8 protein-coding genes are annotated in these 12,460 nt (G+C 43.6%); 7 read left to right on the forward strand and 1 reads right to left on the reverse strand.

The annotated features are described in order from the left end of the window. Window positions 1–426: 426 nt before the first annotated feature. Window positions 427–1,173, reverse strand: coding sequence for a metallophosphoesterase family protein (locus DTOX_RS15955; RefSeq protein WP_015758716.1), 747 nt, complete (start codon window positions 1,171–1,173; stop codon window positions 427–429). A 384-nt stretch (window positions 1,174–1,557) separates the two neighbouring features. Between DTOX_RS15955 and DTOX_RS15960 the strand changes: the two genes are divergently transcribed. From DTOX_RS15960 to DTOX_RS15990, 7 genes are all read left to right on the forward strand, one after another. Beyond that, complete coding sequence (locus DTOX_RS15960) at window positions 1,558–1,776, forward strand: helix-turn-helix domain-containing protein (RefSeq protein ID WP_015758717.1); 219 nt, start codon at window positions 1,558–1,560, stop codon at window positions 1,774–1,776. 251 nt (window positions 1,777–2,027) lie between these two features. Then, window positions 2,028–3,470 (forward strand): hypothetical protein, encoded by a 1,443-nt coding sequence (locus DTOX_RS15965; protein ID WP_015758718.1) that lies wholly within the window; start codon window positions 2,028–2,030, stop codon window positions 3,468–3,470. After that, entirely contained in the window at window positions 3,467–5,053 is a 1,587-nt protein-coding gene (locus DTOX_RS15970) for a hypothetical protein (RefSeq protein ID WP_015758719.1), read from the forward strand. Before DTOX_RS15965 ends, DTOX_RS15970 begins: the two co-directional genes overlap by 4 nt. Then, a complete protein-coding gene (locus DTOX_RS15975) occupies window positions 5,053–6,069 on the forward strand; it encodes a hypothetical protein (RefSeq protein ID WP_015758720.1) in 1,017 nt (338 codons plus the stop codon). Before DTOX_RS15970 ends, DTOX_RS15975 begins: the two co-directional genes overlap by 1 nt. Continuing rightward, complete coding sequence (locus tag DTOX_RS15980) at window positions 6,062–11,287, forward strand: DEAD/DEAH box helicase (RefSeq protein WP_015758721.1); 5,226 nt, start codon at window positions 6,062–6,064, stop codon at window positions 11,285–11,287. The genes DTOX_RS15975 and DTOX_RS15980 overlap by 8 nt, the downstream gene beginning before the upstream one ends. Window position 11,288: 1 nt before the next feature. Next, the gene (locus tag DTOX_RS15985) at window positions 11,289–12,131 is read left to right on the forward strand and encodes a DNA adenine methylase (RefSeq protein WP_015758722.1); all 843 of its coding nucleotides are present in this window, start codon (window positions 11,289–11,291) and stop codon (window positions 12,129–12,131) included. A gap of 13 nt (window positions 12,132–12,144) precedes the next feature. Then, on the forward strand, window positions 12,145–12,432 hold the full coding sequence (locus tag DTOX_RS15990) for an AlbA family DNA-binding domain-containing protein (protein ID WP_042315999.1): 288 nt from the start codon (window positions 12,145–12,147) through the stop codon (window positions 12,430–12,432). The last annotated feature ends 28 nt before the right edge of the window (window positions 12,433–12,460 follow it).

The following is a 12,460-nucleotide window of genomic DNA, read 5'->3' on the forward strand; positions in this document are numbered from 1 at the left end:
CCGTTTGCCCATTACGGGGCTCAATCACATTCAGGCCTACTACCTACCTGTCTACGCTTAACTCTATGAATTACTCCATCGAGTCCAAGACTCGCTACTGGTGACTTGGCTAGAGTCTTACCAGACGGGATTTCCACCCGTTAAAATACACGACCTTGCCCGGCCGCACCGAATCTATGGTTTGCTCCTGAAGCGCTTATTAAAACCATGTCCGTTGCCGTCATTCTTTATACCTGCGGCCTTAAAATCGTCCACAGGGGCGTACAGCCATAGAGGTTTTTTCGGCTTTGAAGCATGATTCCGATTTTCCCCGATTCATGGATGAGGGATGCTTTGACATGTGACGTTAGATAGTGAAATTTATGAAAGAGGCAGCACTTTCTCAGCAAAAACACGGACTCTTTTAAAATCTGTGTTATCACACACTCATTCTTCAATCAGTACAATTTGCTCATACAGCAAAACGAATTTTTTCTCTATGACCCTGTTTTCATGATAGTGCCCGAAAATCCAGTAGCCATAATCACAGCGGTTTTTAATGGTTTCAAAGAAGTCGGTCAGGCGATCCGGCTGGTATTCTCCATTACCAAGGATATTGGCAATACTGGTCGGGCAGCAGTGTGTAATGATGTAATCTGTCTTCCAGTGGCAGCGCTCCAAGTTGTTGACTGCTGTCTCATATTCCGCGTCGCAGGGGAGTTCTTCTTTCCACCATGAAACATGATTGACACGGTATATGGCGCCCTGTGCATTCAACTTTTTTCTCTGCTTTATAAAGTCCGGTGCATCCGGCTCCAGTATTCCGTCCTTTATGTCATGGGAGGATGCTCCGCCCATGGTAAAAAAGTGTTTACCGCAAATCTCATAGGCCTGTCCCCGTATCAGATGAATGACAGAATCTCCGATACGCTGTACTTTTCCTCCGTGCCAGTCGGAAACCGGGTAGCTTGCAAGCAGATCATAGTTTTCATGATTGCCGTCCACAAACAGCGTGGTGAACTGTTTTTCATCCAGCCACTTCAGCCAGTAGCGCTCGCGTTTGGAATTGTCCCAGATGCCGAAGTCTCCGCAGACAATGACAAAATCATCTTTTGTCATTTCCTTCTGCTCCGGGAAAATATCCATACTGAAGCGTGTGAAATCACCATGTGTATCTCCGGTTGCAAAGATCATCCTGTCACCTCGCTTTGACTTCAAAGGATTGTTTTCCATTTTTGATTATACCATAAATCAATATGAACCCTTATAGTGAAAACGGTGGTTTTTTCTGTGTGACGGGTATTACCTCATCCTCGGAATTTCGAGTCCACACGGCGGCATACATTCGCGACATAGGCGATAATGCCTATTCCGATAGCAATTTGCTTTTTCATTTGACCATCTCCTTTCAGCAAAGACATTACCACAGCCTTTCAGAGATCCTTTCAGAGATAGCTATCAGAAATACCACAAAAAAGTGATATTTCATTTATTTATGTGGTTAGAGATGTTTTTAAAGCGTCATTTGTGATACAATTATAAAAAGTGTGTCATGAATATAGTGATGAGGTGAATGGCGTGGCTGTAAGTTATAACAAGCTCTGGAAGCTGCTTATCGACAAAAAAATGAAAAAGAAAGAGTTACAGGCTGCCGCAGGTATCAGTTCCAGCCTTATTACAAAGCTTGGGCATGATGAGCCTGTAACAACGACCGTACTTATGAAAATATGCGCAGCTCTGCAGTGCGATATTGGCGATATCATGGAAATCATTCCTGACGGACAGAAAAAATCATGAGCACTGTAAGGATAATAACTCAGGCTTGAGAAATATCTCAACGTCAGTCGTGAACCATCCTGCAGTATATCAAAGCGCCCAAAAAAAGGTATACCTGCACACAAACTCGGACGGCAGTGGCGATTCAAGATTCCCGAGGTTGATGAGTGGTTGCGATCCGGGACGGCGGCTGATGCGTAAGACGAAAAGAGCGAATCTACCTAAGCGATATTGACATAGAAACATCATTCTACTGAAAGGAGCGTTGTGAAATGCGAAAAGCATACGATACATTTCTGTTATCAGAAGTGTCTGCAGGCTTAGCTGCCAAAGCTGGTAGCTTTGAACCGTATCGTTATGAGTGCGCACATTGCGGAGAAGAAGTTCGCCTGTCCGCAGTGGATAGCACCAGTATGGTTCCACATTTCCGGCATCGGAGTGGAAATAGTGATGTTGAGTGCGAATATTATCTTGGTCAATACGGGGCATTTAGCACGGACGCCCGTTCGAGGAAGAGCAAAAATGAAAGAGCTGAATTTTACTTCGACAGTAATACAAAGATGTTTTATCTTGGCTTGAGGTTTAGCGAAGATGAGATATCTGCCTATGAACAGCTTTCTACCATTTTCGAGTTGAGAGTTGCATCTCAAGCGCAGCCGTTCTACATATTGCGAATAAATGGGAGAAACTTTTCCATTGATACTCAGAGACTGATTCCTCTCGATAAATTCTCTTGCAACTATTTTTTGTCAAACACGCTAAATGGCATCAAGAGAAAATATGAGGTGTTCAACAACGTCGCAAACAACGCAGCGACTTTCTTTAAAATGCAAGTGGGTGATGGTGGCTATCGAGCCAAATTAGTTCGCAGTTCCGTTCTTTATACGAATATCCCTTACTTCATAGTTTTTCAAAGTCAGAGCCCGCATTGGTCGCCAGTAGATGTTTGTTTGCCAAGCGAAATAAAGGTCGAAAACACTTTCGAATTTGAGACGATGGGGAGAAAATTTATAGGAAAGGTTCTGACCATAACTGCAAAAACAGCACAAATTGACTCATTATTATCCTCTTGGGGTTATCAGTTGGAAGCCGCTGAAACGCTGACATTGCTTTGGCCGCCAGCAATCCTTTCAGAGGATATATCACTAATTAATGCAGATGCGGCGTATCTTTATTCAACATTCGAGCTGCAGGCACATGGCAATATCAATGTCCATTCAGAGGACATTACGAGGATTACTGATGGGGTTTCAAAGGTTGCCGTTAATCCCAGAATCAAAGTTTATAAGAAGAACGCAGAACTGATGCTTGAAACATGTGAGCAAGAAACAGATGCATACATCAACTTACCTGTGGCTCGAAGGGCTGAAAAGAACTACCGTGTTACTGACGATGCGTCCTTTATGTTCAATCGTTCTGGAGTTTTGCCGTTGAACAAGGGTGTAACTGTCCAGATGACTCCTGATAGCGAAGTTAGACATTATACGAATGGGTATTTGGATGGGATAGTTGCTCCGTTAGAACAAATTACGATGTCTGGAGAATCATTGCTCCGAGATGCTCTTATACATTATAAAAGGACCGAAACGCTCAACTGGGATGATTTCAAGTCGCTTTACCTTAGCCAGACCGCTTTTCATTACATCGAAACCTGCGAGAAGACAGGACTAATTAACTCTGCGGCAAAATACTTCATTGAGGAGGGGCGGATATGAACTACCTTCCCACGATGACCGAGGACGAAATCCGCTATATTTGTTCAGTTATCCCTCTCCAAGACTCTGTGGGATATTTCAAGTATTATCCAAAAGATTTTGCGAAAGTTATGCCGGGATTTCGAGCTACAAGCCTAAAAAGTCAAGAGCAGGTTAGCGGTATTTTGTTCCGAAACCGCAACCAGCACTTTATCTCATCATTTATTGAGAAGCACATCAGCCGGTGGCTTGATGAGATTGGCGCGGCTATTAATGAAAAGACCGAAGAAGGCGAAAGTAAGGAATCTGCATTACTTCAAACTTTGCCTCATTGTTTCTTTGTGGACAATATTGGGTTATACTTCAAGTTGACGGGTGAGGAGTATACGGGGGAATTTCTTTCTATGCTCAGCGCAAGCATCAGGTTTATTAAAGATGCCAACACAGAATGCGAACGCACTAAATCCAAACTAGACACAAAAACAACCGAAGTCAGTCGTTTGGAAGCGGAACTTGAGCGTGTTCAGACCGAACAAAGCAAAATGAGCCAAAAGCTGAGTGAGCGCTTAGACGAAATTAAGACACTTAAACGCACTAATGCAGACCTTGAAAAAAGCAAAGGAGTTATCGCCTCGCACGAACAAACAATTGGAAGTCTGAAGCAAAAAGCGCAAGAACGGGAGGATTACATACAACAACTGAAGGCTGCATTGTCTGTTGCAAGAAAGGAACAACAGCAGCTTGAGAAAAAAATCAGAGTAGAAATCGCCAAGCAACAGGAAACGGAGAAATATCGGCAAGATACCGCTCAAAAACCTAAATGTCCTAAAGACCTCGATGAGTTTAGGGATTATTTGGGATACAATTTTGAAAACATCGGTGTGCCAGCAAATTCGGACTATTATCCGTTGCTCAAAGACTACCTGAGCGAGATATTGTTTCAAGGAAAACCGATTATTATCAGCAGAAGCACCGGATTGTCCTTAATGAAATGCGTTTCAAACACGCTTGTAAAGACTTCTGTAGTTACAACTTTAGCATTCGACGATGATGTCACAGAAAAATTAATAGACGGTTTTTTGTCGCAGGACAAGCGTATAGTCTGCTTAGACAACTTCATTGGGAACTACAATGAAACTACGCTCATAACCATTTGTGATAGGCACAGAGATAAGATAATTTTCTTGACTATTGCTTATGATCACACACTCTGCTTCGTTCCAGACGAGTTAATGCGGTATTGCCACTATCTAAACCTAAATCGCGTTGAGGCTTTTACAGGCGACACAGAACTGACAGAAGACCCATCTGTTGTGGATGAAGTAGAAAAAGTAGTTACTTCAATTGTACCAGATGTTCGTTGGACTGTCGCCTTAAAAGAAATGCTTGAGGAATTTGGGGTGCAGGGTGCTTTGTCCGCATATAAGAGTTCCCTCGTTGCTGACGAGTTAAGCTTTTGCCGTCTGTTGGCGTTTGATGTCTTGCCATACTGTACGGATGTTCTTAAAATTGCTCCCTTTAATGTCTCCGAGCGATTGGTTAAATATGCGGGTGATAGCGGCAGATGTCTTTATAAGAATTTGTTCAGGAGGTGGTTCGCGTGATGAATGATCTGCTGAAAACGATGGCAAACGATATGAATATTCCCCGTTATCACAATGAGTCAGATGAATCTTTCGTTTATCGCCTCTGCTATTCAGCGTTGGGGCAATGGTGTCTAAGCACGGCGATGAATACGACAGGAGGAGCCGTTGGTACTACGAAGCACAACCAAACCATTGTGCTTAATAACCTTTTATCACGGTTCACCGAACTGTTTCCGTACATAACCGATAGATTCATTGACTCCAGTAATCAGCAGATATCTTTTTTGGTCAGCGTCCGAAGGGCTTATGAGGAAACAGGATACTTATTGACCAATAGTGACAACCACAACCGAATCGCAAACTATGGCAGAACTATTCGGGTAGGCGATAAGTTTTTATTCTTTGGGCTACCCTGTGAACATTGCGAAGTTAACGGACTTGGGGTGTTTACGAACCCTACAGACTACTTGGTTGTTTTGAAGGATTTTCTCGTAAGAGATTCTCTGCCGGGCGAGGCGTACTTCAACTCGCGGTTTGACCCAATTGATTTTTACCAAAGGGACATTGATTTATCCGAGTTGGAATTTTTCAATCCCAAGTCGAATAATGTACCGTCTATGTCATGGGGTAAAAAACCTGAAACAGATTGTACTGTGGCGAGGAAAACCGAAACAGGTCCGTTCTATCGGATAATGAAAGTAAATGACGATATACAGTTCGCCGATGAACCGGTTGAACAGCAAAGCGATGTTTTTACATCGTATGAATACAGGAGACTGTACTTTGCTCTTAAATTCCATTACGACAATCCTCTGAAGGCAACCATCACGAAACTTGATGAGTTGTATTCTAAAATTCACATAGCAGGGCACTTGCCGAATCGCGAATACTACCTGCTGTTACTTTTGTCGTGGCCGGAACGCAATGCATTTGACAAAGTGAACTTTATTATAAGAAACGACTTGCTTGCAAGCGTAACTGATGCGCTTGCAGACATTGGGATAGAAATTAAGGGAGGGCAACCAAATGCATAATCCTAACGGGGTACAGGAGTATTATCAGGCTATTCGGGATAGGCTGAAGAACTACATCAAGTCCGACTACTTGGCAAACAGCGAAACTCTATTGCTTTATGTCGACGATCTTCTCGGCGAGTTGTGTTCTGAGTACACGAACATCGCCCGCGAGCCGTATATTGAAACCGCTGCTTCTTACAAGAAAATACAGGACGGAATTCAAAACTCTTCCCGAATCAAGCAAGGAGTAAAAGAGTCGTTGTTCAAATTGGTAGCCAAAGGCCTCGGCATTTTCTCCGACCCGTTTGAGCATCAGGTAAAGGCACTGGAATATTTCCTTGCTGGACGAGACCTGTTTGTTTCGACCGGTACTGGCTCTGGTAAGACTGAGTGCTTCCTTTGGCCGATTATTGCAAAGTGTTTCGATGAAGCAAAGAATCATCCTGCGATCTTTAAGAACGAAGCGGTTCGCACACTTATCATTTACCCAATGAATTCACTGGTTTCAGACCAACTGGCTCGTTTCAGAAAAATTATCGGTAGCCCGGACTTCAAATATATATTTACGCGCGATACCCACGCATCACGGATACCTCATTTCGGTATGTACACAGGCAGAACTCCGTACTCTGGTGATGCAAAAAAAGCAAGTAGCCAAGAACTGGCGATAACTTTCCGAGAGAACTACCTAATTGACGAAACTGCCGATGCCTACACTCAAAGAAGGCAAACGAATAATATCAAAGGACTTAAAAGCATCAGCAAATATCCTGCGCGGTTTGGGGAAGACGGACTTCGTGTCTTTATTGAGAATCTTGAAAAGAACATCCACAGACCGTCACCATATGATGCCGAGTTCATTACGCGCTTTGAGATGCAGAATTGTCCGCCTGACATTCTTATTACCAACTACTCAATGTTAGAGTATATGCTTATGCGTCAGCGTGAAGCTAACATTTGGGATAAAACAAAGGAGTGGCTTGAGACCTCGGATGAGAACAAACTGCTTATTGTTCTTGATGAGGCGCATATGTACCGTGGCTCTGCCGGAGGGGAAATTGCGCTCCTGCTAGAAAGGCTGTTCTACCGTCTAGGAATTTCCTCAGAAAAGGTTCAGTTCATCCTGACAACTGCGAGTATGCCCCAGAACGAGCAGACTGCAATTAACGGTTTTTATACCGGACTAACTGGAAAAGTTGCTTCTTCTTGTGAGTTCCTCTTTGGCTCAAAAGAGGAGATTCCTGACGAACAGGAAATAAGAACGGATATAGAAGCATTAGCCTCGATAGATTCCGACCAAGTCCAAGGAGAAGCAATCACTAAGCGGATTGCCGCTTTTGCATCTTCCGTATTTAAGACGACCTTGCCGTCTGACATTAGCCAGGATAGCGCACAAGAGTGGCTATACGACAATCTTCCGAAGTATGAGGCTTTCGTAAAGCTGAATAGACTCTGCCGTGATGGTGCGAAATCATATAGCGAAATAAAAGAAGTTATCTTTGGGAATGTAGCTACTTCCGAAAAGGCGCTTGATGCCTTGTTAGTATTGGTTTCACTGGCCGCGAAAGGCGGTAATATTCTGTTCCCTGTCAGGCTTCATATGTTTCTTCGTGGCTTGCAGGGGCTTTATACCTGCTCGAACCCTAAATGCACCCGTGCGAAACAATCAGAAAGTGAAAAATTGCCGCTTGGGAAAATCATCTCTATTCCGAAGGATAAGTGCGAGTGCGGAGGCAAGATATACGAACTCTTCAATCACATAAAATGTGGAGCGTTATATATTCGAGCATTTGTTCAAAAAAACGAGGGTCAGCCATACTGGTACGTCTTCCCGAAAAAGGGTTTGGATGGGGATGTTAATTCTTTGCAAGAAACATTGCTTTACGTCGTCCCAAAACAATATCAGTGCGGGAAGAATGATAAGATTGGCTCCCTTGACCCATTCACAGGTAAACTGTATCTGACCCTGCAGGATGAGGAAACTTTGCTTGATGTTGTCTACTACAATAAAAGTGAAAAAGGTAAAAAGACAGATGCGAAAGGAATGCCTTTTAACTTTGGTGTATGCCCAAAATGTAAAAAGCCGATGCCGTTAAAAAAACCCGTCGACTTGTCAACCAAAGGGAATATACCGTTTTACAACCTGACTAAGTCTCAATTCGAGCTTCAACCACCAAAGTCAGGCCTTATTAACCAAGGTAAAAAGGTATTACTGTTCTCCGATTCGCGCCAAAATGCGGCAAAACTCGCATTAGACCTTTCAAAATCTTCTGACGCAGATGCGTTTCGGCAGGCTGTAATGCTCGCTTCACTATTGTTAGAGGTGGATGGTAAAGAACACTCCTTGGCTGATTTGTACCCTGCGTTTCTGGATGCGTGCAATCAGAATAACCTTACTTTCTTTAGCGGAACAAGCAAAGACAAATTCGATGGTGATAAGCGAAAATTTGCCAAATCTAAAGCAAACGCAGAAAAACGTGGACGAACAATTAACTATTCCTCCTTGCTTGGTGATTACGGTGCATTACCAGACAATTACTATGAACAACTTTTAACTTTCTTTACTGAAAGTCCTCGTTCATTCAAGGATATTGGAATAGGTTTTTTAGCACCATTATCTACAGTTCTGGATCTTTGTATGGAATACTTAGAAGACGATGATATCAGTATCGATAAAGCTAAGCTTTACCAATTGCTGGTTCTGATGTTCTGGGAAGTGATGGATGACAGCGCAGCCTTGGGAGAAACCATTCAAGACGATGTGCGAAAAGGGCTACCCGGGCGGAGCAAGAGCTCTAATTTTGGACTGAGCTTCGACTTTTTAACAGCATTGGATAAAGGACTGCTTCAGCGAATTCAGGAAGTATTGTGCCACGATGCCATAACAACCAGGAAAATATTAGACAAAGTGCGCGACCTATTCTTTGCCTCTTCATCTGCCAATCGCTACTATATTAAATTGAGTGCGGTTAAAATCGAGCTGGCAAGCGAGGATTTTGTATGGTATCGGTGCGTGAAATGCGGAAAGTTGTCTCCGTTTAAAATTGGTGACTATTGTGGCGCTTGCTTTGATTCGTCCGATTTAGTTTCCATTGGCGAGGAGGAATTGTCACGCTTTGACTTCTGGCGCATACCTGTTCTAAATGCACTTAAAAAGATAGAAAGCATTCACACGATTGATACCGAAGAGCATACGGCACAGCTTTCACACAAAGAGATTCGTAGCGACACATGGAGTCGCACGGAAAAATATGAAATGCGCTTCCAAGACATAAACGCTGGAGAACACGGCGAAGATGCGATTGATGTTCTCAGTTGCACAACAACGATGGAAGTTGGTATTGATATCGGCTCTTTGACTGCGATCGGGCTTCGTAATATCCCGCCCATGAGGGAGAACTATCAGCAACGAGCAGGACGTGCTGGACGTAAGAATGCAGGGATATCAACTATCGTGACTTACGCCTCTGGAGGTACGCACGACAGCCACTACTTCCAGCACCCTGATGAAATGATTTCCGGAGCACCGCGTAAGCCGTGGATAGACCGCAGCAATCCAAAAATTAAACAACGCCATGTAAATATGCTGACACTAAACGGGTTTATGTCCACGGAAGCTATGAGAACCCAATTTGATGGGATTGTTGATACAGGGATTATTAAATTCTGCGAATTATATGGTGAAAACTTTATTGAGTTTGCAGAGCAATTTTCTAAAAACTCAGGGCTGTCAACGGCTAAAACAATAGAGCATTTCCAAGAAATATGCGGGCTTGTTTTAGCAGAGGGCAAGCGTGACGAGTATATAAATAATGATAAAGAAACGCCTGCGTTTGATATTTTTTACCGCGAAGGCTTTATTCCGTCTTACTCGTTCCCAAAGAATGTTGTAAGGTTCTTCGTTGAAAAGGAATCCGAGCGCGGCAAAAATTCGCCAAGGGATATTCAGTATGCACCCGAACGTGACATAGCCGTGGCTCTTAGCGAATATGCCCCCGGCCGCTTCGTGACCATCGATAAGAAAATATTTAAGAGCGGTGGGATTTACGCAAACCCTCGTCCCCGTGGGTTTGAAACCAATCATGCAGAGTTTTACTTCAAGAACACTGACTACTACAAAGACATCTTTATCTGCTCCGAGTGTAATTGGTTTGGGCTTCAGGAAGATGCAAGCCTATCTCAATGCCCGTACTGTGGCTCGGAGATTGTGAAAAACAAAATGCTGCGTCCTTGGGGGTTCTCCCCTGTAAAGGGCGATGAAGTAAAGTTCGAGGATGAGGACGAGCAATACACCTATGCCGAAGCCCCGTACTATTCTTATGTCCCTGAGGATACGAGGATGGACAGCTTTGGGCAGAGTAAAATCCGTTTCGCCAATTTGCCCGACCGCAAAGTGCTGACCGTTAATATGGGGAAGAGTAAAAACGGATTCAATATTTGCAAAAAATGCGGAGGAGCGGAGGTAACTGACGCAAAGGAAGGCGCGACGTATTCGTTTTCTCAGCCTTATCACGATAACCACCCACTCTGCCGACATGAAGGAACCGTTGCCCACGGCATTTATCTCGGATATGAGTTTCTTACGGATATGTTTATGCTCGATATATCTTACGATTCAACAAAGTTGGTGGGAAACCGCAGTGCTGAAGAGAAAAGCATCCTTCGTGCGGCTGTAACTACTTTGCACGAGGCAGTTAAAAAGGCCGTCTCACTCGTTTTGGATATTGACTATAACGAAATCAGCGGGGGGTGGCGTCCGAGAATCAAGGGAGACGGTAACTCGCACATGGAAATGTTTTTCTATGATAATCTGACAAGTGGTGCTGGGTATTCATCGCTTATTGGCTCGATTTTGGACGAGGTACTTGAACGGGCGCGCATTATACTGACTGGGTGCGAATGTTCACGTTCCTGTAAGAACTGCTTGGATAATTATTGGAATCAGCGAAATCATCAATTGTTCGACCGACATCTTGGCTTGCAATTACTTGATTACGCACAATTTGGACAGTTGCCCGATGACTACGAAGTTAGCGAACAAAATGAATATTTTCAACCATTGCTGAAACTGATAACCGAGGACGGCGGAGTACCGCCACTCGCATTTGAAGTTATCCCTGCTATGCGGAAGAAACCCGACAGTACACGAAGCAAAATGTACCTCAATCCATACGATCTAACGGATTGGCTACCTAATGCATTTATGACATATAGAAATCTGGTGAGTGAGGGATAATATGGCTAAATCGCTTTCACCGCTTCGTTATCCGGGCGGTAAATCAAAAATTTATGAAAAAGTTAGAAACCTAATCGTTGCCAACGGCTATGAGGGCAGAACATATGTCGAGCCTTTTGCCGGAGGTTTTGGTATAGGCATTAGTTTGCTATGTGAAGGCGTAGTGAAAGCGGCTATCCTTAATGATTATGATTCTCATATCTATCACTTTTGGTACTCCGTGCTTAATGACACAGACAACTTGCTTAGGTTGATTTCGGACACACCAATAACGATTGAAGAGCGCGAGAGACAAAAGCTAAACTACCGAGACACAGATGCGGATACGTTGAGCGATGGTTTTGCAACACTGTTTCTGAATCGTGTCAACTTCTCAGGGGTCATAAAGGGCGGACCCATTGGAGGGTTAGCACAAACAGGGACGTATAAAGTTGATTGCCGTTTCAACAAGGCGGATATCAGTAGCAAAATAGAAACTATCGCCAAACTTAAGAGTAAAATTAAGTTGTACAACAAGGACGCCGGATATTTAATCAAAATGAACCTGATGAAAATGAAAGCCCGGATGTTTCTGAATATCGACCCTCCCTATGTGATAAAGGGTAGCCAACTTTACACGAATTTCTTTACCGAAGGAGACCATCTTAATCTTCAACGAGTGATTGTTAAGCACTTGGATGCAGAGTTCCCGTGGATAATCACCTATGACGACTGTCTTTTAGTGAGGGATTTGTACCGCCGTTTCCATATGGAGGAATACGGGATTACTCACAACGTCGGCGGTAGTCTACAAGGCAAAGAGATAGTGATAACGAATCTACCGATTGATAGATTCAAGTGGTAGGAGGATATCAATTATGACAACACTAAATAAGCTTCTCATTGCAGAAGCAACCGAATATGAATTCAAGTCTGCTGTTGAGGCTAATAAGCCACGCGGATGGCTGAAGACCGTAAGCGCATTCGCCAATGGCGTGGGAGGTAGTATATACTTCGGTGTGTCCGACAACGGTGTTGCAATCGGATTGGATAACGCCCAGAAAGCCGCAGAACAAGTCAGCGAACTTATAAACCGGACTTTGGCGCAAATATTTTCCAACCCCAGCTATATCAAGGCTTACACGGCACTAATAATAAAAATGTAGTAGCGAATATTTTTATGAATACACCAAT

Origin of the sequence: Desulfofarcimen acetoxidans DSM 771 (assembly GCF_000024205.1) — a bacterium.
In the GTDB taxonomy this organism is placed as follows: domain Bacteria; phylum Bacillota; class Desulfotomaculia; order Desulfotomaculales; family Desulfofarciminaceae; genus Desulfofarcimen; species Desulfofarcimen acetoxidans.

What these genes read in the sequence shown, in the direction of transcription:
- DTOX_RS15955 (WP_015758716.1), bottom strand. Translation starts at nt 1,173, where the DNA reads ATGATCTTTGCAACCGGAGATACACATGGTGATTTCACACGCTTCAGT.
- DTOX_RS15965 (WP_015758718.1), top strand. Translation starts at nt 2,028, where the DNA reads ATGCGAAAAGCATACGATACATTTCTGTTATCAGAAGTGTCTGCAGGC.
- DTOX_RS15970 (WP_015758719.1), top strand. Translation starts at nt 3,467, where the DNA reads ATGAACTACCTTCCCACGATGACCGAGGACGAAATCCGCTATATTTGT.
- DTOX_RS15975 (WP_015758720.1), top strand. Translation starts at nt 5,053, where the DNA reads ATGAATGATCTGCTGAAAACGATGGCAAACGATATGAATATTCCCCGT.
- DTOX_RS15980 (WP_015758721.1), top strand. Translation starts at nt 6,062, where the DNA reads ATGCATAATCCTAACGGGGTACAGGAGTATTATCAGGCTATTCGGGAT.
- DTOX_RS15985 (WP_015758722.1), top strand. Translation starts at nt 11,289, where the DNA reads ATGGCTAAATCGCTTTCACCGCTTCGTTATCCGGGCGGTAAATCAAAA.
- DTOX_RS15990 (WP_042315999.1), top strand. Translation starts at nt 12,145, where the DNA reads ATGACAACACTAAATAAGCTTCTCATTGCAGAAGCAACCGAATATGAA.